The organism is Candidatus Rokuibacteriota bacterium, assembly GCA_016188005.1.
Taxonomy (GTDB): domain Bacteria; phylum Methylomirabilota; class Methylomirabilia; order Rokubacteriales; family CSP1-6; genus UBA12499.
The window spans coordinates 12,551-34,841 of the sequence record JACPIQ010000114.1; the positions used below are offsets into that span (position 1 = coordinate 12,551).

Here is a 22,291-nt window from a genome sequence, read left to right on the forward strand (position 1 = left end):
CACATGACAACGCCGCACATGGACGACATCAGCGAGCGCCCGCTCGAGTTTCTTGCCGGCGCCGGCGCCTGACGGAACGCGGGCCCGGGCGCTGATCGAGGCCCTCGCCGCCGTCGCGCCGCGTTCCTCTCCGGACGATCGGGCGGAGAAGCGGCGCCTGCTGGATAGCCTCGCGGGCCGCCGCATCGGTCACCCGGCGGTGCTGCTGCGCTTCCACGAGACGCTCTGCCTGCTCCAGGCCTACCCTGACGACCGGGAGATCCTGACCCGCGTGGACAGCGCGCTGAGCACCTTTCCCGACCGCGTGCAGCAGCTCGGCGGGGGAGCCCGGGCACGGCTCCGTGAGTCGGGGATCGTGGGCACGAGCCTCGAGTATCCCTTTGGCCTGCCGATGGCGCGCTGGCTCGCCGCGCGGCACCCGAGAGAGGTCGAGGTGGCCTGGGCCAGCTTCGTCGAGGACGAGCGGCTGGAGGACGTCCTCACGCTCCTCGTCGCCCGGGCCGAGGAGGATGCCTTCACCGAGGGGGGCCTCGGCTGGCGCCAGTGGATCCGCGCGGCCAAGGGCGGCCGCCGCGTCAGCGACCTCCGGGTGCTCGCGGAGCTCTTCGGCCAGGCTGAGCTGCCCGAGGAGGTCCGCGACTGGCTCTTCGAAGGGCTGGGGCTCTCCATCCGGTGGAGGCTCCGCACCCTGGCCGCCTCGCGCACCGGCGCCCGGCTCCCCTGCCCGGCGCCCTTCTTCGGCCCCCCCGCCTCATCGCCGGCGGGCTTCGATCTCGTCCGCGCCGTCACGGCCCCTCTCGCCCAGCCGCGGCGCGTCGCGGGCCCCGAGGCGGATGCCCTCATCGAGGCCGCCCGCCTGGCCATGGCCACGCGGGCGCGGGAGCTGCACGCCTTCTCGCATCCGAACGCCGACGACGTCCTCCTCGCCGACTGCGGCCGCGGGCTCACCGTGGCGCTCATCGGGCTCGACCCGGCCTGGCGGCTGCCCTTCGAGGGCTACTACGCCTTCTTCGCGCTCCGGAACGGCGTGCCCGTGGGCTACGGGGGCGGCTGGTGCCTCTTCGAGACGATGGAGTTCGGATTCAACATCTTCGAGTCCTTCAGGCAGGGCGAATCGCGCATCGTCCTGGCCGAAGTGCTCCGCGTCTTCCGCCGGGTCTTCGGCATCCGCACCGTGGTGGTGGACCCCTATCAGATCGGCCACGATAACGCCGAAGCCCTCCGCTCCGGCGCCTTCTACTTCTACTACCGGCTCGGCTTCCGCCCCCACGACCCCGAGGTGCTCGCGCTGGCCGCTCACGAGCAGGGCAAGGTCGCACGCGACCGCTCCTACCGCTCGGCGCTGCCCGTGCTGCGGCGGCTGGTGCGGGGCGAGCTGGCCCTGCGGCTCCCCGGGGCCAGCCCGCGCCCCGAGAGCAGGATCAGGGCGAGACAGCTCGCCACCCTCGCCACGCGGGACATCGGGTTGCGCTTCGCGGGAGACCGCGCCGCGGCCACTCGCGAGGCCACGGGCCGCGTCGGGCGGGCCCTGGGCGCTGCAGGCTGGCGCCGGTGGCAGCCGGCCGGGCGCGGAGCCTTCGAGCGCTGGGCGCTCGTGCTCGCGCTGCTGCCCGACCTCCCTCGCTGGCCGGCAGCCGAGCGCCGGCGAGTCGCCCGGATGATCCAGGCCAAGGGCGAGCCCGGCGAGGCCGCCTACGTGCGGCAGATGCAGGCCCTCCCGCGACTGCGCCGCGCCCTCGAGGCCCTCGCGCGCGAGGCCGCGCCAGTCGTGGCCCGGGCGGCTCGGTGACCCGCCGGCCGGCGGCCGTACTCGGGCTGGCCTCGGCCGCGCACTTCGTCCACGACGGTTTCTCCGACATCCTGTACGTGCTACTCCCCGTCTGGAGCGGCGAGCTCGGCCTCTCCTTCGCCCAGGTGGGACTGCTCAAGACGGCCTACAGCGGCGGAATGGCCGGCTTCCAGGTCCCCTCGAGCCTCCTGGCCGAGCGCTGGGGCGAGGCGCGGCTGCTGGTGGCCGGCACGGTGCTGACGGCGCTCGCCTACCTGGCGGCGGGGACGGCGGGAGGCTTCGCGGCGCTTCTCGGCTGCCTGCTCCTCGGAGGCCTCGGCTCCTCCGTCCAGCACCCGCTGTCCTCGACGCTCGTATCGCGGGCCTACGAGAGCGGGCCGAGACGGCTGGCGCTCGGCACCTACAACTTCTCCGGCGATCTGGGCAAGGTCGTCGTGCCGGCGGCTGTGGCCTTCGCAGCTACGTGGATGGGCTGGCGCGGAGCCACGCGAGTCTATGCGCTCGTGGGAGTGGGCGCGGCGGCGCTACTCCTGCTGGGGCTTGCCGGCCTCCAGGTCGGTGGGGCCTCGCCGCTGCGTGCCGAGCGGGCAAGCGCCACCGGGCCGCCCGCCTCGGGGTGGGGCATCAGGGATCCACGCGGCTTCAGGGCGCTGTCGGCCATCCACACGATCGACAACTCCACGCGCACCGCCTTCCTCACCTTCCTCCCCTTCCTCCTGATCGCGAAGGGCTCGACGGTGCCGGCGGTGGGGCTGGCCCTCATGCTCGCCTTCGCGGGCGGGGCTGCCGGAAAGCTCGCCTGCGGCGCCCTGGCGGAGCGAATCGGCGTGATCCGCACCGTGGTGGTGACGGAGGCGGCGACGGGGATCGGCATCCTGCTGCTCCTGGGCCTGCCGCTCGGCGCCTGCCTCGCGATCCTCCCGGCGCTGGGGATGGCCCTCAACGGCACCTCGTCGGTGCTCTACGGGAGCGTGGCGGACCTCGTGCACGCCGACCGGCGCGGCCGGAGTTACGCGGTCTTCTACACGGTCGGCATCGGGGCCTCGGCCCTGTCCCCGTTCGTCTACGGTCTCGTGAGCGACTGGGGCGGCGTCACCCTCACGCTGGGGATCGTCGGCACCATGGTCTTTGCCACGCTGCCGCTCACCCTCGCCCTCCGGTAGGGGTCAGGTCTTGCAATCACACACCTGCACACTCGCCGAAGGGGCCGTTGTTGGAATGCAAGACCTGACCCCTTCAGCGGATCGAGAGGCGTTCGCTCACCGGGGTACGCTCCGCCCCCCGGAGCCAGGTCAGCGAGAGCCGCCCGTCCGGATCGAAGCGAAGGGACAGCACCACGTCCGCCAGCGACGGCGCGGGCGCCCAGGCGCGCGAGACGCGGGCCACCTCGCGGCCGGAGAAGATCTGCCGCACCACGAGGGCTCGCTCCTCCGCGGCCACCAGGCGCTGGCGCCGCAGGTCCACGGCGAGCACGGACCAGCGGGGGGGCGAGATCAGCCGCCGGCGCGCCTCGAAGAAGTAGGAGACCGTGCAGGGGCGCCCGCAGTCGAAGCGCGCTTCGGCGAAGGTGGCGGCGTGCCAGATCACCTGCGGCCTGGGGAGCGACGCCATCCCGGGCGGCGGGTCGAGCCACGTGGCGCGGGCAGGGTCGCCGGCGTAGTGGCCCACGCGGCACCGGGCGTCGGACTCGCACTCGGCGACGAGCCCCGCGCTCGGCAGCATCGAGCGGTAGAGGCACCGCGAGGGAGCGGCCCCTCCCGGCCCCGCGCACTCCCCCGGCGTCGGATCGGCGGCGAGGGCCGCCGTCGCCCCCACCGCGAGCGCGGCCAGCATCAGCAGGCCCGCGCGCTGTCTCAAGGAACCGAAGAGGAGGCGCCGGCGGCGCAGGGGGCCCTCGCCGCCTCAGGGCTGGGCGACGAGAATGGCGGTCATCTTGCCGAAGAACTGGTCCAGCATGAGCTTGGACACGCCGCCCAGCATCCGCTGGCCCACGCTGGCGATGAGGCCGCCGACCTGAACGTCCGCGCTGTAGTGGACCCGGGTGCCGCCTTCCACGTCCGACAGCTCCATGGCGGCCTGGCCGCGGACGAAGCCCGGGCCACCCTTGCCGTCGACGGTCATGCGGTAGCGGGTCGGCGGGTCCAGGTCGGTCAGGCACACCTTCCCCTCGAAGGTGCCCTTGATGGCGCCCACGCCGACCTTCATGATGGCGCGGTACTCGCCGGGCCCGATGGCCTCGAGCTGGTCGCAGCCCGGCATGGCCTGCGCGAGCACGACCGGGTCCAGGAAGGCCGCCCACACCCGCTCGCGGGGCGCCGCGATGTCGGTCGTTCCCTCGAGCTTCATCCCTCGAGCGATCGGACGGCGGCGTCCATGCGTACGAGCCCCTCCTTGATGGTCTCGAGGCCCGTCGCATAGGAGAGGCGGATGTGGGCGTCGGAGCCGAAGTCCACGCCCGCGACGGTGGCGATGCGCGCCTCGTCCAGCAGGAAGGCGCAGACGCCCGCCGACCCGTGGAGCACGCCCCCCTTGTGGCGTCGGCCGAAGAGCCCAGAGACGTTGGGGAAGGCGTAGAAGGCGCCCTTCGGCATCACGCAGGAGACGCCGGGCACGGCGTTGAGGCCTTCCACGATGACGCGCCGGCGTCGGTCGAACTCGCCCACCATCTTCGCCACCTCGTCCTGGGGCCCCGCGAGGGCCTCCACGGCGGCCCACTGGGCGATGGACGTGGGGTTGGAGGTCACCTGGCTCTGCACGTCGGTCATCGCCTTGATGATGGCCTTCGGGCCCGCCGCATAGCCGATGCGCCAGCCCGTCATGGCATAGGCCTTGGAGCACGTGTTGACCACCAGCGTGCGCGCCTTGACCTCGGGCGAGAGCGTGGCGATGGAGACGTGGCGGCCCTCGTAGGTCAGCGCCTCGTAGCACTCGTCCGAGACGACCCAGAGGTTCCGCTCGACGGCCAGCTGGGCCACCTCCCGGAGGGCCTCGGGCGAAAACACGGCCCCGGTGGGGTTGCCGGGACTGTCCAGGACGATCAGCTTCGTCCGCGGCGTCACGGCCCGGCGCAGCTCGGCCGGGTCGAGATCGAAGCCCGTGGACTCGGGGGTTGGCACCGCGACCGGGGCGCCGCCCAGCAGGCGGACCTGCTCGGGATAGGAGACCCAGTACGGGCTCGGGATCAGCACCTCGTCTCCAGGGTTCACCAGCGCCATGACGATGTTGTAGAGGGTGTGCTTCGCCCCGCAGGAGACCACGACCTCATCAGGCGCGTAATCGAGCCCCTGATCGCGCTTGAGCTTGTGGCAGACGGCCGCGCGCAGCTCGGGGATCCCGCCCACCTCCGTGTACTTGGTCTGGCCGCCCTGGAGCGCCCGGATGGCCGCCTCCTTGATGCGCGCCGGAGTGTCGAAGTCCGGCTCGCCGGCGCCGAACGAGATCACGTTGATCCCCTGAGCGCGCATGGCCTTGGCCCGGGCCTGCATGGCGAGCGTGGGAGAAGAAGCGAGCGTCTTCAGGCGATCGGCGAGCATGGGCAGCTCCTACGTTCTGGAGAACTTCTCCATCATGCGCTCCTCGACCAGAGGCGGGACCAGGCCCGTGACCGGAGCGCCCAGGGAAGCGACTTCCTTGATGAGGCGGGACGAGATGTAGGTGTACCGCTCGTGGGGCATCATGAAGACGGTCTCGACGGTGCTGCGCAGCTTGCGGTTCATGAGCGCCATCTGGAACTCGTACTCGAAGTCCGACACCGCGCGGATCCCCCGGACGATGCAGTCGGCCTGCTCCCGGTGCACCAGGTCGATGAGGAGGCCGTCGAAGGAGGTGATGCGCATGAAGGACAGCCCGTGGGTGGCCTCGTCGATGAGCTCCAGGCGCTCCTTCACGGTGAAGAGCGGCTCCTTGGCGGGATTGGCCACCACCGCGACGATCAGCTCGTCGAAGATGCGCAGGCTCCGCTCGATGAGATCCAGGTGCCCATTGTGGATCGGATCGAACATGCCCGGATAGACGGCGCGCTTGCCCACGAGGACCCCCTCGAGCGGTCGGCGATATGGGTGAAGCCTCGATGAGTTTACGCGGGGCTTCGGAAGAAAGTCAAGGTCGTCTCCCCGAACCGGCGCGCCTTCCACGGGGCCAGCGCGCCGAGCGCGGACGGCGGCGGCGACTTGGTCGCGTGCTGGAGCACCACCACCGCGCCGGGGAGCAGACAGCTCCCCTCGGCGAGGCGCTCGAGGGCCGGACGGGCGCGCGGCGAATCGTAGGGCGGGTCGAGGAAGACCACGGCGAAGCGCGCGCCCGCCTCCGCCAGACGCTCGAGCGCGCGCGCGCCATCCGTGCGGAGCACACGCGCGCGCCCGGACAGACCCAGGCGCTCGACGTTCTCGCGAAGCGCCCGGAGGGCGCGCACCTCCTGCTCGACGAAGACCGCCGAGGGCGCCCCTCGCGACAGGGCCTCGATCCCCACCCCTCCCGCCCCCGCGAAGAGATCGAGGAACGGGCCACCCGCCAGGTACGGCATGAGCGTGTCGAGGCAGGCGATCCGCACCTGGTCCGACGTGGGGCGCGTCGTCCGCCCCGCGGGCGTCGTGAGCCGGCGGCCCTTGAGGTCGCCCGCGAGCACTCGCATGCCGGGCGCCCCTTACCCGACACTGGCCAGGTCGAGCTTGCCGCGCCAGCGCGCCAGCAACGCGGCACGCAGGGCCCGGTGCTCGGGGCGGAGGAGATGCGGGTCGGCGGCCACCAGCGCGAAGGCCTCTTTGCGTGCCTCCTCGAGCATGCCGGCGTCGCGGAGGAGATCGGCCACCCGGAACTCGGGCAGCCCTGACTGGCGGGTGCCGAAGAAGTCGCCGGGGCCACGGAGCTCGAGGTCGGCCTCGGCGATGCGGAAGCCGTCGTTGGTGGCGACCATCGCCTGGAGCCGGCGCCTCGCGTCCTCGGAGGCCCCCTGGCTCATGAGGGCGCAGTAGCTCTTCCAGGGCCCGCGCCCGACGCGGCCGCGGAGCTGGTGGAGCTGGGAGAGACCGAAGCGCTCGGCGTGCTCCACCACCATCGCCGAGGCGTTCGGGACGTCGATGCCCACCTCGATCACCGTCGTGGACACGAGGAGGTGGATGGCGCCGGCCCTGAACTCCGCCATCACCCGATCCTTCTCGGCCGCGCTCATCCGCCCGTGGAGCAGCCCGACCCTGAACTCGGGGAAGATCTCCTGCTGGAGGCGTCCGGCCATCTCGGTGGCGGCGCGGAGGTCCGTGGCCTCGGACTCCTCGACCAGCGGGTAGACGACGTAGATCTGCCGCCGGGCCTGCATCTCCCGGCGCAGGAAGGCGTAGACCCTCGTACGTTCCGTCTCGTCGCGGATGGCCGTCCCGACCCGCTGCCGCCCGGGCGGCATCTCGTCCAGGACAGACACGTCGAGGTCGCCATAGACCGTCAGCGCCAGCGTGCGCGGGATCGGCGTGGCCGTCATGACGAGCACGTCCGGGCTCTGTCCCTTCCCGCGGAGCGTCGCCCGCTGCAGCACGCCGAAGCGATGCTGTTCGTCCACCACCGCCAGCCCCAGCCGCTTGAAGCTCACCCCTTCCTGCACGAGCGCGTGGGTGCCGACGAGGCAGCCTGTCTCGCCCGCCTCCAGCGCGGCGAGCAGCGCCTGGCGCGGCTTGCCGCGCGTCGCGTTCGTCAGCAGCGTCACCCGGATCCCGAGGGGGCCGAGCAGCCCCGATACCGTGCGCCAGTGCTGCTCGGCCAGGATCTCGGTAGGCGCCATGAGCGCCCCCTGGAAGCCGGCCTCGATGGCGGTGAGGATGGCCAGGCAGGCGATCACCGTCTTCCCCGAGCCCACATCCCCCTGGAGGAGCCGGTTCATGGGGAACGCCTGCGCCATGTCCGTGCGGACCTCCGTCCACACCCGCTCCTGGGCCCCCGTCAGCCGGTACGGCAGCGAGCCGAGCAGCCGCCGGGCCAGCACGCCGGGCGGCTTCATCGCCAGGCCGGGGCGGCGGCCCTCCCGGTGGCGTCGGATGGCGAGGCCCAGCTCCAGCAGGAAGAGATCGTCGAATACCAGCCGCCGACGTGCCGTCGCCAGCGTCGCTTCGGTCTCGGGGAAATGCCCCTGGGCGAGCGCCCGTCCCAGGGGCTCGAGCCCGTGGCGCAGCCGGATCGAGTCGGGCAACGGCTCGGGCACGCCCGCGGCGCAAGCATCCACCAGGCGCTTCATCAGCGCCCGGAGCGGACGCTGGGCCAGCCCCAGTGTCGCCGGATACACGGGAACGAGCCGCCCGGTGTGCAGCGTCTCGTCGTCACCGTCCTCGACGAGCTCGTAGTCGCCGACATGGAGCTCGAGCGGCCGTCCGCGCCCCCGCCTCACGGTGCCGTGAACGATCAGGTGCTGGCCCCGCTTGAAGATCCGCTCGAGGTAGGCGCGGCCCCACCAGAGGGTGTTGAGATGGCCGCTGGCGTCCCGGAGCGTGACGAAGAGCGGTGCGCGCGAGCGGCCCCGGGGCGGCGGGCTGATTGCGGCGATGGTGCCGGAGCAGGTCAGCGTCTGTCCCACGCTGGCGCTCCCGAGCGGCGCCAACCGGCTCCGGTCCTCGTGACGCGACGGCAGGTGCAGGAGCGCATCGCCCACGGTCTCGAGCCCGAGCTTGCCCAGCAGTCGGGCACGCTGGGGGCCGACACCCTTGAGGTACTGGAGCGGCGTGTCGAGCCGCACGAGCCCCTCCGGGGTGGTGGGCCGGGCGGTCGGGGCGGGCGGCTGGCTAGCGGCCACCGGGTTGCCTCATCTCACCCGCCATGCTATAAAAGGGGGCCGCATCCGGCAACCGAATCGAACCCCAAGGAGTCAGAATGGCTCAGCGCTGCGACGTCTGCGGGAAGGGTCCCGCCGTCGGCCACCGCATCAGTCACGCCCACAATGTCACCACCCGTCGCTGGCTCGCCAACCTGGTGTCCATGCGGGCGAAGATCGGCGGGAGTGTGAAGCGCGTCCGCGTCTGCACACGGTGCCTGAAGGCCGGAAAGGTCACGAAAGTCGTGTAGCCGCAGGGCGGGGGACATCACCGCCCCCCGCCCTGTGCTTCTGCCGCAGGAAGTATGGAAGCATGAGTGCCGGTGGGAGGCCGCCACCCCCCACCGCCCAGCAACACAGAGGCTACTTCTTCTTCTTCTTGGTCGCCTTCTTCTTCGCCATGGGTTTGTCACCTCCTTTCGTCAGCATTCGCTGACTGCCGGAGCGTTCCGGATACCCCGGGGCGCTCCTATTTCCGCTTGCCCTTCTTCACCGCCTTCTTCTTGCCGCCCTTCTTGACGGCCTTCTTCTTCTTCACGGTTCGGCTCACCCCCTTCCTGGCGCCGCGTCACGCCCGGCCCGCTAGTACCCCATCGCCTCGCGCCGGAGATGCAGGGCCTGCTCCCGTCCCCGGGGCTCGTAGTGATACAGATCGGCGTACAGCTGCGGCAGGCACACCACCGGAAGTCCGCTCTTCGTGATTGGCGAGTAGAAAACCCCCTCGTCGTAGGGCCCCAGCAAGTAGACATTGCCCTCACCGACGCCACCCCGGAAGCCGAGGCTCCGGGCGATGGGCTCGGGGCTCCCCTCCACGTAGCAGTGGATGGCGGGGAAGCGCAAATTGGAGGCGACGAGCCCCGCCCCCGCGTGCAGCGTGAAGGCGTACCGGCGCCCCTCGGCATGACAGACCCGCCCGAGCTCGCCGATCAGCTTCCGGGTGATCCGCTCCGGAGCGAAGTAGGCCTCGATGTCGTTCAGCCGGTAGGCGTAGGAGTCGACCCAGCCTTCCAGCAGGTCCCCGGGCTTGACGAGATGGATGCGCTGGTGGTCCCGGCGCTCCACCCACGACACCTCCTCCAGCCGCTTCACCACGTTGTGGCAGTGGCCCAGGCTCACGTCGGCCGCCTTCGCGAGCTCCTCGAGCCGCCAGACGTGCTGGGAGTCAACCAGGAGCACCCGGACGACCCGCGTGGCCCGGGGGGCGAACAGCGAGCGGAGCGGCCGCGTGGAGGGACGAAGGTTGGGCTTTCCCTCCTTCTCGATCAGCACGTTGTCGAAGGACAGGTGGCAGTTCCCCGAGAGGTCCAGATAGCCGAGCCCGCTCTTCTTCAGGAGCGCGGCGCTCTGGGAGCTGATGTAGGGCGCCACGGCCACGGCATAGGCGCCAGGAACCTCCCGTCGAAGTTCGCCGAGGCGGGCAATGGCAGCTCGGATCTGCCTGGGCTGCCCCAGGGGAGTGGTTTCCAGGATCACGATGTGTTCCACCGAGCCCAACGTGAATCTGACAAGCAGATCCACCGCTTGAGTGCCAGTCTGGAAGTCTGGGGCCTCCTGCCAGTCGCCGGCACGCGAGAAGAGATCGCGGAGCCGCTGGGCTGCCAACCTTCGTATGTCGCGGGACTTAGACATCCTTTCACTTGTTCCATAGGTTTCAGCGTGTGCTGAAACGATAGGAACAAACGAAACTCCTGTCAACAAAAAAAGTTGCGCGGGACCGGCTGAGACGAGTAGGTGGAACAGCGGGACGGTGTGCTAGAAGGCCTCTTCGATGTCGTCCATGGTCTCGTCGTCCAGCCCGAAGTAGTGCCCGACCTCGTGGATCACGACGTCCCGCACCAGGTCGGCCATCTCCTCCCGGTCGGCGCAGTCCTCCTCGATGGGGCCCTGGTAGATGTGGATGGTGTCGGGCAGGACATTGCCGTAGGAGGCGTCACGGTGGGTGAGGTCCACGCCCCGGTAGAGCCCGTAGAGGGTGTCCGGCGGGGCAATGCCCATCTCCTGCAGGGTGTCGTCGTCGGCCCAGTCCTCGACCACCACGGCGATGTTGGCCATCTTCTCGCGGAAGGGGCGCGGGAGCTTGCGGAGGGCGGAGGCCACCAACCTCTCGAACGCGGCGCGGGTCATCACTCCCTGAGTCGGGGCGACGTCCCCTGCTCCGGCGCGGGCAGCACGTCGAGCAACGCGGCGGGCAGCCCGCTACAGGCCGCGGACCCGCTCCACATTGATGACGTCCCTCACCTCGCGGATGGCCTGCATGATAGCCTGCAGCTGGCGGAGGTCGTCGACCTCGACCACGAAGTGGTTGATGCCCTTGCGGTCCTCGGTCACGACGATGTCGGCCTTCGTGATGTTCCCCTGGCGCGAGGAGATCGCCGTGGTGATCTCCGCCAGGAGCCCGGGGCGGTCCCGGCCGATGTGGACGGCGATCCCCACGGGCCGCTTGGTCGGCGAGCCGTCCTCCCACTCCACGGCCACGAGGCGCTCCCGGTCGAGCACGTTCTTCACCACGGTCAGGCAGTCGCGGGCGTGCACCGTGAGCCCGCGCCCGCGGGTGATGAAGCCCACGATGCCGTCGCCCGGCACCGGCGAGCAGCACTTGCCGAAGCGTACCAGGAGGTCGTCCACGCCCCGGATGCGGACTGCGCCGTCGGCCCGCTTCGCCGGCTTCTGGGCGCGCGGCTCCTCGCGCCTCTCGGCGTCGTGCACGGCCGCCGGGGCGAGCTTGCCCAGCACCTGCTGGACGGAGGTCTTGCCGTAGCCCATGGAGGCCAGCAAGTCGTCCGGGGTGGGGAATCCCAGCTCGGTGATCAGCCGCCGCATCTCGTCCGAGGCGAGCAGCGCGGCGGGCGACAGGCGGAACTTCTTGGCCTCCCGCTCGAAGAGCTCGCGCCCGAGCGCCAGGGAACGGGTGCGCTCCTCGGTCTTGAGCCACTGGTTGATCTTGGCCCGCGCCCGGTTGGACTTGACGATCTTGAGCCAGTCCCGGCTCGGGTGCTGGGCGGGCGAGGTGATCACCTCGACGATGTCCCCCTGCCGGAGCGTGTAACGGAGGGGGACCAGCTTGCCGTTCACCTTGGCGCCGACGCAGTGATTCCCCACGTCGGTGTGGACGGTGTAGGCGAAGTCGATGGGGGTGGAGCCCTCGGGGAGCGCCTTGACGTCCCCCTTGGGGGTGAAGACGTAGACCTCGTCGGGAAAGAGGTCGAGTCGCACGGAATCCATGAACTCCTGCGGATCCTTGACCTCGCTCTGCGACTCCATGAGCTGGCGGAGCCACGTGAAGGCGTCGTCGAACCGGTCGCGCTCGCTCCGCTTCTCCTTGTACAGCCAGTGGGCGGCGATGCCCTCCTCCGCGATCCGGTGCATGTCCCACGTCCGGATCTGGATCTCCACCGGATCCCCCTTGGGGCCGATCACCGTCGTGTGCAGGGACTGGTACATGTTGACCTTGGGCATCGCGATGAAGTCCTTGAAGCGGCCCGGCACGGGTTTCCAGAGGGAGTGGATCACGCCGAGCGCGCCGTAGCAGTCGCGCACGCTCTTGACGATGACGCGGACGGCGGTCAGGTCGTAGATCTCGTCGAACTCGCGCCCGCCCTCGTGCATCTTCTTCCAGATGGAGTAGAAGTGCTTGGGCCGGCCGCTGATTCGCGCCTCGATGCCCACCTCCCCGAGCTTCTGCTGGAGGAAGGCGATGACCTGGTTGATCTCGTCCTCGCGCTCGAGGCGGCGCTTGGCCACCCGCCGCATGAGATCCTGGTAGTCCTCCGGGTTGAGCGCCCGGAGCGCCAGGTCCTCCAGCTCGGCCTTCACCTTGGCCATGCCGAGCCGGTGGGCCAGCGGGGCATAGATGTCGAGCGTCTCCTGGGCGACCTTCCGCGCCTTGTCGGGCGGCAGGTAGCCGAGGGTGCGCATGTTGTGGAGCCGGTCCGCGAGCTTGATCATCAGGACGCGCAGGTCGCGGGCCATGGCGACCAGCATCTTGCGGAAGTTCTCGGCCTGGCGCTCCTCGCGCGAGGAGAAGGCCAGCTTGCCGATCTTGCTGACGCCGTCCACCAGGTCGGCGATCTCGTGGCCGAACTCCCGCTCGAGCTCCGGCTTGGTGGTCTGGGTGTCCTCCAGGACGTCGTGGAGCAGGCCCGCTGTCACGGTGGTCACGTCCATCTTGAAGGCGACCAGGAGCCCAGCGACTTCGAGGGGATGAGAGAGGTACGGCTCCCCGGAGGCCCGCTGCTGCCCCCTGTGGGACTGCTCCGAGAAGCGGTAGGCGCGGGTGACCAGGTCCAGGTCGGCCCCTGGCTGGTACTTCGGGATCTCCTCGATCAGCCTCTCAAGCGCGGTCAACCCAAGTCCCCCTCAGGTTGACCTAGAATTTTGCCACTGAAATCAGGCTTTTGCTACGAGTTTCTTCCTCGCCCGCCAGCGTCCCTCCATCCACCCTGTCCAGTCCACGATGAGGGAGCCGGCGATGTAGACGGTGGAGTAAGTCCCGGTGATGACCCCCACCGTGAGGACGAAGGCCAGATCTTCCAGCACCTTGCCCCCGAAGAGGTACAGCACGACCGTCGAGAAGAACGTGGTCAGGGCGGTGAGCACGGTGCGCGAGAGCGTCTGGTTGATCGCGGCGTTGATCTGGTTGGCGAAGGGCTGGCCCTTGCGCAGCCCCTTGCCCCGGTTCTCCCGGACCCGGTCATAGGCCACGATGGTGTCATTGACGGAATACCCGATGATCGTGAGCAGGCCGGCCAGCAAGGGCAGCGACAGCTCGCGGTTGGTCAGCGACATGGCGCCCAGGCAGACCAGCACGTCGTGGACGATGGCCGCGATGGACGCGAACCCGCCCTTGAGGTCGAAGCGGATGGCGACGTAGATCAGGATGCCGGCCATGCTCCAGAGCACGGCGTAGAGCGCCTGCACCTGCAGGTCGCGCCCCACCTGCGGGCCCACGAACTCGACCCGCCGGATCTCGGCCTTGCCGAGCGCCTGGTCGGCGGCCAGCGCCTCCTGCACCCGGCGCGTCACCGCCTCGGCGGAGGTCTCGGCCAGGGGGAGGCGCAGGATGAACTCGCGGGGATCGCCGAACTCCTGGATGACGCTCTCGCCCATCTGGATCCGCTCGAGGCTCGTGCGGATCCGCTCCACGGGCACGGCCCGCTCGAAGCGCACCTGGATGAGGGTGCCGCCGGAGAAGTCGATGCCGTAGCGGAGGCCGCCCTTGGCCACCATGGAGCCCAGCCCGATGAGGATGAACACCACGGAGGCCAGGTAGGCCCAGCGCCGCTTGCCGATGAAGTCGAACCGCGGATCGACGAAGATCTGGAACATGCCTGTCCCCGGTCAGATGGAGACCGACACGACCTTGCGGGAGGCCGTGTAGATCAGGTCGAAGAGCAGCCGCGTGAAGAACACGGCCGTGAACAGGCTCGCCAGGATGCCGATCATCAGGGACACGGCGAAGCCCTTCACCGGGCCGGTGCCGAACTGGTAGAGGATGAGGCCGGACACCAGCACCGTCACGTGGGTGTCCACCACGGTCTTGAAGGCCCGGGAGAAGCCAGCGTCGATGGCGGAGCGCACCGTCTTGCCGCTGCGCAGCTCCTCCCGGATCCGCTCGAAGATGAGGATGTTGGTATCCACGGCCATGCCCACGGTGAGCGCGATACCGGCGATGCCTGGCAGCGTGAGCGTGGCGTGGAAGCCGGCCATGACCGCCATGAGCACCAGCAGGTTCAGCCCGAGCGCGACGTTGGCGATCAGCCCCGACAGCCGGTAGTACACGAGCATGAACAGGCAGACCAGCGCCGTGGAGGCCAGGATGGCGATGATGCCCTGCCGGATGGAGTCGGCGCCGAGGGACGGCCCCACCGTGCGCTCCTCGAGCACCTGGACCGGCGCCGGCAGCGCGCCCGCCCGGAGCACGATGGCCAGGTCCGTCGCCTCCTCCGTCGTGAAGCCCCCCGTGATCTGCGCCTGTCCGGAGGGGATCCGCTCCCGGATCACCGGCGCCGAGTGCACGCTGCCGTCGAGGATGATGGCCAGGCGCTTGTTGACGTTGGCCTCGGTCAGCTCGGCGAAGGCCCGGGCCCCCGCCGCATTGAACTCCACCGAGACGTACGGCTCGCTGGTGGTCTGGTCGATGGAGACCCGGGCCGTCGAGAGATCGGCGCCCGTGAGCAGCGTCTTCTTCTGGATCACGAAGGGGACGCGACGCTCCTGCCGGGTCTCCTTGTCCACGTGCTTCTGGTAGAGGACCTCGGAGCCCTCGGGCAGCTTCCCGGCAAGAGCCTCCTCCACCGAGGTGCGCTCGTCGAGCAGCTTGAACTCCAGCAGCGCCGTCTTCCCGATCAACGCCTTGGCCCGCTCGGGATCCTGGACGCCGGGGAGCTGGATGAGGATCCGGTTCTCGCCCTGCTGCTGGATCGAGGGCTCCGCGACGCCGAACTGGTCCACGCGGTTCCGGATGGTCTCGAGCCCCTGGCGCACCGCCAGGTCGCGCAGCGCGGTGCCCTCCCTGGCCCGCAGCGCGAGGACCACGCGGCCAGCGGCCTGATCGGTCTCCTTGGTCTCGAACATCGGCAGCTCGCCGAAGGTGGGCTGGGCGGCGGCCCAGGTCGCGGGCGAGAGCAGCTCCACCACGAGCTCCGTGGTCCCGCGGCGCCGGATGTCCTTGACGGCGATGCCCTTCCGCTCGAGAGAGGCCCGGATCCCGCTCCCGGCGCGCTCCACCTGCGCCTCGATCGCCTTGTCGAGATCCACGCCGAGGACGAGGTGGATCCCGCCCTGGAGGTCGAGCCCGAGGTTCAGCGTGGACGGGAGGATCCCGGCGCGGCGCGCCTGCGCGGCCGGCCCGTAGAGGTACGCCCGCGCGAAGGGGGGCGGGTAGAGGTAGAGGAGGGACGCGACGAAGACGGTGGCGACGATGCCGATGCGGAGCCAGAGATGCCGCCGCATCAGGCGGCGCCCTCCTTCTCTCCGGCGGCCGGCACGATGCGGCCGATGGCCGCCCGGTCGAACTGGAGCTTGACCTGGTCGGACACCTTGAGCGTCACCGTGTGCTCGTCGAGGCCCACGACCGTGCCGTGCATCCCGCTCGAGGTCACGACCCGGTCGCCCTTCTTGACGGCCCGCAGCAGAGCCTCCCGCTCCCGCTTCTGCTTCTGCTGCGGGCGGATGAGGAGGAAGTAGAAGATCGCGAAGATGGCCGCGAAGAAGACGACCTGAGTCGCCACCGAGCCGGCGCCGCCGCCACCCGGGGACTGTCCCATCGCATACGCCAGGTCCACCATAGAGCCTCAGGCCTCCGTGTCTGTCGTGCTGTCCGACGAACCGCCCCCGGATTCTACCCCATAACGGCCCAGAAACCGAGAGCGGAATGCCCCGAACTCGCCTGCGGCGAGCGCCCGGCGCATGGCCGCCATGAGCCCGAGATAGAACGTCACGTTGTGGAGCGAGAGGAGCCTGTAGGCGAGCAGCTCGCGCGCCACAAAGAGGTGGCGGAGGTACGCGCGCGAGAAGCCGCGGCAGCCCTCGCATGGGCACGCGGCCTCCAGCGGCGCGGGATCGCGCGCGTAACGGGCATGCGTGATGGTGAGGGGCCCGTCGGCGGTGAAGACCTGGCCGTTGCGCGCGTTGCGCGTGGGCAGGACGCAGTCGAAGAGGTCCACGCCCCGCGCGACGGCTTCGACCAGGTCCGCGGGCTTGCCCACGCCCATCAGGTATCGCGGCCGAGCGGCGGGCAGGAGCCCGGCCACGAGCGCGGCGATCTCGTACATCCGTTCGGTCGGCTCGCCGACGGCCAGCCCGCCGATGGCGTAGCCGTCGAGCCCGAAGGCCACGGTGGCTTCCGCGGAGCGCCGCCTGAGGTCGTCGAAGGTGCCGCCCTGCACGATGCCGAAGAGCGCCTGGCTGCCGTTCCCCTCGCGATGGGCCGCGACAGAGCGGGCCAGCCAGCGCAGGGTGAGTCCGAGGGACTGCTCGGTGGCGGCGGCGGTGGCGGGCTGGGCGAGACACTCGTCGAGCGGGTGGATGATGTCGACCCCGAGCGCCTGCTGGATCTCGATGCAGCGCTCGGGGGAAAGGGCGCGGAGGGAGCCATCGATGTGCGAGCGAAACTCGACGCCCGCTTCGCTGACCTTCCGGAGCTTGCTGAGGCTCCAGACCTGGAAGCCGCCCGAGTCGGTGAGGATCGGCCCGTCCCAGCCCATGAAGCGGTGGAGCCCCCCCAGTTCGCGCACGGTCTCGGGTCCCGGCCGCAGGAAGAGATGGTAGGTGTTGGAGAGGACGATCTGCGCGCCCGCGGCGCGGAGATCCGTGGGCGAGAGGCTCTTGACACTGCCCTGGGTGGCCACGGGCATGAAGGCGGGTGTCTCGATGGGGCCCCGCGCGGTGCGGATCCTGCCGAGACGAGCCGCGCCTTCGGTCCGGAGCAGCGCGAACTCGATCGCCGCCATCTACTGGATGAGCATCGCGTCGCCGTAGGAGTAGAAGCGGTAGCGCGCCTCGACGGCGTGGGCGTAGGCGGCGAGCATCAGCTCCCGGCCCGCGAAGGCCGACACCAGGACGAGCAGCGTGGAGCGCGGCAGGTGGAAGTTGGTGACGAGAGCGTCCACGATGCGGAAGCGATGGCCGGGCCGGACGAAGAGGTCAGCCGCCCCCGTCCCCGCCCGGACGCCTCCCCCCGCCTCGGCGGCCCACTCCAGCGAGCGCGTCGTCGTGGTGCCGACGGCCACCACGAGCCGGCCGTCGGCCTTCGCGCGGCTGACGGCCTCGGCGGTCTCAGCGGGGATCGTCACCCGCTCCGCCTCCAGCCGGTGCTCCTCGACGGTGTGGCCCACGAGGGGCCTGAAGGTCGCCGGGCCCACGTGGAGCGTGACGGCGTGGATCTCGACGCTCCGGGCCCGCAGCCGCTCGATCAGCGCCGGCGTGAAGTGCAGCCCCGCGGTGGGGGCCGCCACCGACCCCGGATCGCGCGCGTAGACGGTCTGGTAGCGCTGCCAGTCCTCGGGCTTCGGCGAGGCGTGACGCGCGATGTACGGCGGCAGCGGGGGCAGCCCGTGGCGCTCGAGGAGGTCCAGCACCGGGCCCGGAGCGTCGATGTCCAGCACGCGGGTGCCCTGCCCCGTCCGCCCGAGGACCACGGCGCGCGCCGCGCCCCCCGCCAGCTCGAGCCTCACGCCCGGTCGACAGCGGCGGCCGGGACGGACCATGGCCTCCCAGCGACCTTCCGCCTGTTCGCGCAGCAACAGCAGCTCCACGGCACGGCCGTCGTTGGCGAGCGTGCCCAGGAGCCGGGCGGGGATCACCCGGCTGTCGTTCCAGACGAGGCAGTCGCCGGGGCGCAGGAGATCGGGTAGCTCGCGAAAGCTGCGGTCCTCCCAGCGCCCGCTCGCACGGGTGACGCTCAGGAGGCGGGAGGCGTCGCGCGGCGAGACCGGTTCCTGGGCGATCAGCTCGGGTCGCAGGGGGTAGTCGAAGAGCGAGGCGTCCGTCACGGCAAGACCCCGGGCGCGCCTATGCGGACGCGGCGGCCCGGCGCGAGGCGGAGGCCGAGAGCGCCGGCAGCACCGCGAGCTGCCGCGAGGCCTCCGGCGTGAAGCGGAGCAGGCAGCGGAAGGCCGCCACATGCGCGGCGGCATCGCTCTCCGGCGCCACGTAGAGGGCGGCGATCAGGTCCCGCCACCGGAGCAGCTCCCGTCTCAGGGGGCGGCGCGCCTGCACCTGGATGGTCAGGTCCGCGAGCTCGAGCACGCGCTCGTACGAGTGCTGCAGCCGCCCCCGGTCTCGCGCCTCCACGAGCTTCCCCGCCCGGTTCATCTCGTTCCCGATCATGAGCACCTGCTGGTCGAGCGAGAACGCCGCCCACCGCTCGGGCGTCAGCGAGGCGTGCTGCGCCACCTCAGAGGTCCTCCCCCTCGCCGATCAGCGCGAACGTCAACTCGCGGATCCGCTCCCGCACCCCTTCGTCCTGCACTTCCATGCCGGGGTTCCCTCGCGAAGGCCGGATGTTGATGAGCGACGTGAACTCAATGCAGCCGTCGCGTCGCCGCCCCGGGTAGTAGTTGGCGCCCCACAGGTCGCCTTGGCGACTGTCCGCCTCCAGGAGCAGCTGCTCGGCGTCGGCGTGCAGCTCGCCGCCGATGGCGACGACCCCTCGTTCCACGTCCGCCACGTACTTGATCATATCGCCGAAGAGCCGGGCGAGGCGGATGAGCTCCGCGCGTTCGATCCTGCGCGTGAGCACGAGGATCCGGGCAGGCTCGCTCTCCATGGTCTCGTCGGTTATACCGCAAGAGGGCCTCCGGGAGACAGCCGGTTTGGCTTGTCAGGCGCGGGGCACTTGCGACAAGATATCGCCTAGTCCCGGGGGGGGTGACTCGATGGGCAGGCTCGACGGGCAGGTCGCGGTGATCACCGGCGGTGCCAACGGCATCGGCCGCGAGACGGCGCTCAGGTTCCTCGACGAGGGGGCGCGCGTGGTGATCGCCGATCTCAACGCGCGCAACGCCGAGGCCGTCCTGGAGCGGGCGGCGTCGCGCGGGCACCGCGACGCCATCCGCTTCGCCCGGACCGACGTCGCCGAGGAGCGGGACGTCGAGGCGATGATCGGCGGCGCAGTGGAGGCCTTTGGCGGGCTGGACTGTGTGTTCAACAATGCAGGGATCGGCGGCGCCTTCGGCCCGATCACCGAGACCCGGGTCGGGGAGTGGGACTTCACGCTGGGCGTGCTGCTGCGGGGGGTGTTCCTGGGCATGAAGCACGGGGCGCGCGTCATGAAGGCCCAGGGCCGGGGCGGCTCGATCATCTCCACGGCCTCGGTGGCCGGCTTCGCCGCCGGTGGCGGGGCCCACTGCTACTCGGCCGCCAAGGCCGCGGTGATGAACCTCACGCGGACGGTGGCCGTGGAGCTGGCGCCCCACCGGATCCGCGTCAACGCCATCGCCCCCGGCCCGCTGATGACGGATCTCTTCCACCGGGGAAGCCAGGCCGCCGCCGAGCAGACCATCCTGGACAAGCAGCCCTGGCCGGATGTCGGCCGGGGGGAGGACGTGGCCGGCGTCGCGCTCTTCCTCGCTTCGGCGGATGCGCGCTTCGTCACGGGCGAGACCGTCGTGGTGGACGGTGGTCTCCTGGCGCGCGGGCCGGCCGTCTTCGGCAGCGGCGCCGACAGCCCCCTGCTCAAGGCCGCGGGGCTGGACAGGGGCTCCACGGGCGAGCCATCCGAGGTGCGCCGCGTTGAACGCTGAGGGGAAGTGCGAGCTGCTGCGGACCATGCTCCTCATCCGCCGTCTCGAGGGGGCATGGGTAGAGGCCTATGTCCAGGAAGAGATCGGCGGGATCCCGCCGGCGCTCTCCACCGGTCAGGAGGCCGTGGCCGCCGGCGCCTGCGCGGCGCTCGGACCGGGCGACTTCGTCTTCACCACCCATCGCGGCCTGGCTCCGCAGGTCGCGCGCGGGCTCGACCCCGACCGCATCATGGCGGATCTCTACTGCCGGTGCGGGGGCTACAACAAGGGCAACTCCTACCACGTGACCGACATGAGCCGCGGCGTCGTGGGCATGGGCGGCATCGTGGCGGCCCAGGTCCCCGTGGCCGCGGGGATGGCGCTGGCGCAGAAGATGCGGGGCACGGACCGCGTCAGCCTGGCCTTCTTCGGCGACGGCGCGGCCAACGAGGGGGCCGTGCACGAGAGCGCCAACCTGGCTGCCATGTGGACGCTGCCGCTCATCCTCCTCTGCGAGAACAACGGCTACTGCATCTCCCAGCCCGTGGCGGTGGCCGTGAAGGCGTCCTCCATCGCGGCCCGGGCCGCAGGCTACGGCCTGCCCGGCCTCGTCGTGGACGGCAACGATCCGCTCGCCGTGCTTGAGGCCGTCGGCGCCGCGGTGGCCCGGGCGCGGGCGGGGGGCGGCGCCACATTCATCGAGGCCAGAGCCCTGCGGCTCGGCGGCCACCTCGCCCACGATCCGCAGAGCTACCGCAGCAAGGAGGAGATCGCGGCCGCGTGGGAGCAGTGCCCCATCAAGCGCTTCCGCGAGCGGCTCCTCGGCGAGGGGCTCCTCACGACCGAGGCCTGCGCAGAGATGGAGGCCCGGGTGGAGCGCGAGGTGACGGCAGCGGTGGGATTCGCTCGCCAGAGCCCGTTCCGCGACCCCGCCGAGGCCTTCGAGGACCTGTGGGCATGACGGCCGGGGGGCGCGCCTTCGACCGGAGGCTGTTCAGGGCGGGCGGCGCGGTGCCTCCGGAAGAGCGCGGGTGGCCGAGCTTCCGGGGGGCGATCAACGAGGCCATGCGCGAGGAGATGCGGCGGGACCCCTCGGTGTTCCAGATGGGCGAGGACATCGCCGGCGCCCCGCCCTTCGGCGTGACCACGGGCCTCGCCGCCGAGTTCGGCCCCGAGCGCGTCCGCGACACCCCCTGCTCCGAGGTGGCGGTGGTGGGCGCGGCGGTCGGGGCGGCCATCGGCGGCATGCGCCCCGTCGTCGAGTTCCAGTTCGGCGACTTCCTCTCCGTCGCCGTGGACCAGCTGACGCATCAGGCCGCCATGCTCCGCTATCTCACCGGCGGCCAGGTCAAGGTGCCTCTCGTGCTCCGCCTCCCCTGCGGCGGCGGTCAGGGCGCAGGATCGCAGCACTCCCAGGCCCTCTACTCGTGGTTCGCGCATGCGCCGGGGATCAAGGTGGCGCTGCCCGCGACCTCCGCCGAGGCCAAGGGCCTGATGCGGGCGGCCATCCGGGACGATAACCCCGTCCTCTTCTTCGAGCACAAGATGCTCTACCGGACGCGCTGGCCTGTCCCGCCCGAGTTCAAGGACCCCGACTACCTGATTCCCTTCGGCCGGGCCGCCGTGCGGCGCGCGGGCGGCGACGTTACGGTGGTGGCGACGCTGGTGGCGTTGCACCACGCGCTGGCCGCGGCGGAAGCGCTGGCGCGGGAGGGCATCTCGGCGGAGGTCATCGACCCGCGCACGCTCGTCCCGCTGGACGGCGACACCATCGTCGACTCCGTGCGGAAGACCGGGCGCCTGCTCGTGGTGGACGAGGCCTATCTCACGTGCAGCATCCAGAGCGAGATCATCGCCCTGGTGACCGAGCGCGCGTTCGGCGCCCTCAGGGCAGCCCCTCGCCGACTCGGCAATCCCGGCGTCCCCGTCCCCTTCCCGCCCCCGCTGGAGGACGTGGTGCTGCCCGGTCCGGCCGCCATCGCCGCCGCGATCCGCGATATGGTGGCTTGGTAGTCAGGCGGCGGCCTGGCCATGGACGAGGTCGGCCAGGTCTGACGGCGCCCTGGAGACGGCCCAGGCCCACCGGCCGAACCCGCCGTGCTGGCTCACCGCGCGCGCCCACTCGTCCAGCGCGGCCCGCTTCGCCTGGTCCTGAGGGGAGTCCTGGCCCTTCACCTCGAGGACGAGCGTGATCCCCGTCGTGAGCCGCACGAGAAAGTCCGGCCGGTACTTCCGCACGACGCCATCGAAGACGTAGACGATCTCGAAGCCCAGGTGGTCGTTCTTCGCCCAGGCCAGGACGTCGGGGTCGGCGGGGCGGGGAGGCAGGGGCTCATGCCCTTCACGAGCGCACGTCGTGGGCGAGGTCATCTTGGGAACCTCCTGACCGGATTCTACTCCTGAAATGCAAGGAACTCGATGGTACGGATGGCCTCACCACGGATCCACACGCCGCGATTCATCGGCACGGGCTGCCAGGGGCCGTCATCCTCG

General features: G+C 70.9%; 23 protein-coding genes. 6 read left to right on the forward strand and 17 right to left on the reverse strand.

Annotated elements, in window-relative coordinates; translation table 11 throughout:
* Window positions 1-52: 52 nt before the first annotated feature.
* The gene (locus HYV93_21975; protein ID MBI2528637.1) at window positions 53-1,789 is read left to right on the forward strand and encodes a hypothetical protein; all 1,737 of its coding nucleotides are present in this window, start codon (window positions 53-55) and stop codon (window positions 1,787-1,789) included.
* A 26-nt stretch (window positions 1,790-1,815) separates the two neighbouring features.
* Window positions 1,816-2,952, forward strand: a complete 1,137-nt coding sequence (locus HYV93_21980) for an MFS transporter (GenBank protein MBI2528638.1) — start codon at window positions 1,816-1,818, stop codon at window positions 2,950-2,952.
* A gap of 73 nt (window positions 2,953-3,025) precedes the next feature.
* Here HYV93_21980 and HYV93_21985 read toward each other — a convergent pair whose 3' ends face one another.
* The 6 genes from HYV93_21985 to recG form a co-directional block, all read right to left on the reverse strand.
* Window positions 3,026-3,622 carry a hypothetical protein gene (locus HYV93_21985; GenBank protein MBI2528639.1) on the reverse strand — a complete coding sequence of 199 codons (597 nt, stop codon included), beginning with the start codon at window positions 3,620-3,622 and terminating at the stop codon, window positions 3,026-3,028.
* Window positions 3,623-3,691: 69 nt separating this feature from the next.
* Window positions 3,692-4,135 carry a carbon monoxide dehydrogenase subunit G gene (locus HYV93_21990; GenBank protein MBI2528640.1) on the reverse strand — a complete coding sequence of 148 codons (444 nt, stop codon included), beginning with the start codon at window positions 4,133-4,135 and terminating at the stop codon, window positions 3,692-3,694.
* On the reverse strand, window positions 4,132-5,322 hold the full coding sequence (locus tag HYV93_21995; GenBank protein ID MBI2528641.1) for a pyridoxal phosphate-dependent aminotransferase: 1,191 nt from the start codon (window positions 5,320-5,322) through the stop codon (window positions 4,132-4,134). Before HYV93_21995 ends, HYV93_21990 begins: the two co-directional genes overlap by 4 nt.
* A 9-nt stretch (window positions 5,323-5,331) precedes the next feature.
* Window positions 5,332-5,817: a pantetheine-phosphate adenylyltransferase gene (gene coaD, locus HYV93_22000; protein MBI2528642.1), complete on the reverse strand. Its 486-nt coding sequence runs from the start codon at window positions 5,815-5,817 to the stop codon at window positions 5,332-5,334.
* A gap of 47 nt (window positions 5,818-5,864) precedes the next feature.
* Window positions 5,865-6,419 (reverse strand): 16S rRNA (guanine(966)-N(2))-methyltransferase RsmD, encoded by a 555-nt coding sequence (rsmD, locus tag HYV93_22005; GenBank protein MBI2528643.1) that lies wholly within the window; start codon window positions 6,417-6,419, stop codon window positions 5,865-5,867.
* 12 nt (window positions 6,420-6,431) lie between these two features.
* Window positions 6,432-8,501, reverse strand: a complete 2,070-nt coding sequence (recG, locus tag HYV93_22010; protein ID MBI2528644.1) for an ATP-dependent DNA helicase RecG — start codon at window positions 8,499-8,501, stop codon at window positions 6,432-6,434.
* A 134-nt stretch (window positions 8,502-8,635) separates the two neighbouring features.
* On the opposite strand from recG, the gene HYV93_22015 reads away from it, so the two are divergent.
* Window positions 8,636-8,827 (forward strand): 50S ribosomal protein L28, encoded by a 192-nt coding sequence (locus tag HYV93_22015; GenBank protein ID MBI2528645.1) that lies wholly within the window; start codon window positions 8,636-8,638, stop codon window positions 8,825-8,827.
* Window positions 8,828-9,158: 331 nt separating this feature from the next.
* On the opposite strand, the gene HYV93_22020 is transcribed toward HYV93_22015, so the two are convergent.
* The 10 genes from HYV93_22020 to HYV93_22065 form a co-directional block, all read right to left on the reverse strand.
* Window positions 9,159-10,061, reverse strand: coding sequence for a hypothetical protein (locus tag HYV93_22020; GenBank protein ID MBI2528646.1), 903 nt, complete (start codon window positions 10,059-10,061; stop codon window positions 9,159-9,161).
* 267 nt (window positions 10,062-10,328) lie between these two features.
* Window positions 10,329-10,700 (reverse strand): metallopeptidase family protein, encoded by a 372-nt coding sequence (locus HYV93_22025; GenBank protein MBI2528647.1) that lies wholly within the window; start codon window positions 10,698-10,700, stop codon window positions 10,329-10,331.
* Between the two features lie 72 nt (window positions 10,701-10,772).
* A complete protein-coding gene (locus HYV93_22030) occupies window positions 10,773-12,920 on the reverse strand; it encodes a bifunctional (p)ppGpp synthetase/guanosine-3',5'-bis(diphosphate) 3'-pyrophosphohydrolase (protein ID MBI2528648.1) in 2,148 nt (715 codons plus the stop codon).
* A gap of 42 nt (window positions 12,921-12,962) precedes the next feature.
* The gene (gene secF, locus HYV93_22035) at window positions 12,963-13,901 is read right to left on the reverse strand and encodes a protein translocase subunit SecF (GenBank protein MBI2528649.1); all 939 of its coding nucleotides are present in this window, start codon (window positions 13,899-13,901) and stop codon (window positions 12,963-12,965) included.
* A gap of 12 nt (window positions 13,902-13,913) precedes the next feature.
* A complete protein-coding gene (gene secD / locus HYV93_22040) occupies window positions 13,914-15,527 on the reverse strand; it encodes a protein translocase subunit SecD (protein ID MBI2528650.1) in 1,614 nt (537 codons plus the stop codon).
* A complete protein-coding gene (gene yajC / locus HYV93_22045) occupies window positions 15,527-15,862 on the reverse strand; it encodes a preprotein translocase subunit YajC (GenBank protein MBI2528651.1) in 336 nt (111 codons plus the stop codon). Before yajC ends, secD begins: the two co-directional genes overlap by 1 nt.
* Before the next feature lie 6 nt (window positions 15,863-15,868).
* Window positions 15,869-17,026 (reverse strand): tRNA guanosine(34) transglycosylase Tgt, encoded by a 1,158-nt coding sequence (gene tgt / locus HYV93_22050; GenBank protein MBI2528652.1) that lies wholly within the window; start codon window positions 17,024-17,026, stop codon window positions 15,869-15,871.
* Complete coding sequence (queA, locus tag HYV93_22055) at window positions 17,027-18,199, reverse strand: tRNA preQ1(34) S-adenosylmethionine ribosyltransferase-isomerase QueA (protein MBI2528653.1); 1,173 nt, start codon at window positions 18,197-18,199, stop codon at window positions 17,027-17,029.
* Complete coding sequence (locus HYV93_22060) at window positions 18,087-18,470, reverse strand: hypothetical protein (protein MBI2528654.1); 384 nt, start codon at window positions 18,468-18,470, stop codon at window positions 18,087-18,089. The genes queA and HYV93_22060 overlap by 113 nt, the downstream gene beginning before the upstream one ends.
* A gap of 1 nt (window position 18,471) precedes the next feature.
* A complete protein-coding gene (locus HYV93_22065; protein MBI2528655.1) occupies window positions 18,472-18,822 on the reverse strand; it encodes a hypothetical protein in 351 nt (116 codons plus the stop codon).
* A gap of 130 nt (window positions 18,823-18,952) precedes the next feature.
* On the opposite strand from HYV93_22065, the gene HYV93_22070 reads away from it, so the two are divergent.
* The 3 genes from HYV93_22070 to HYV93_22080 are packed head-to-tail and all read left to right on the forward strand — an operon-like array spanning window position 18,953 to window position 21,811.
* A complete protein-coding gene (locus HYV93_22070) occupies window positions 18,953-19,819 on the forward strand; it encodes a glucose 1-dehydrogenase (protein MBI2528656.1) in 867 nt (288 codons plus the stop codon).
* The gene (locus HYV93_22075; GenBank protein ID MBI2528657.1) at window positions 19,809-20,759 is read left to right on the forward strand and encodes a thiamine pyrophosphate-dependent dehydrogenase E1 component subunit alpha; all 951 of its coding nucleotides are present in this window, start codon (window positions 19,809-19,811) and stop codon (window positions 20,757-20,759) included. Before HYV93_22070 ends, HYV93_22075 begins: the two co-directional genes overlap by 11 nt.
* Complete coding sequence (locus HYV93_22080) at window positions 20,756-21,811, forward strand: alpha-ketoacid dehydrogenase subunit beta (GenBank protein MBI2528658.1); 1,056 nt, start codon at window positions 20,756-20,758, stop codon at window positions 21,809-21,811. The genes HYV93_22075 and HYV93_22080 overlap by 4 nt, the downstream gene beginning before the upstream one ends.
* Here HYV93_22080 and HYV93_22085 read toward each other — a convergent pair whose 3' ends face one another.
* Window positions 21,812-22,168 (reverse strand): hypothetical protein, encoded by a 357-nt coding sequence (locus tag HYV93_22085; GenBank protein ID MBI2528659.1) that lies wholly within the window; start codon window positions 22,166-22,168, stop codon window positions 21,812-21,814.
* Window positions 22,169-22,291: the final 123 nt, after the last annotated feature.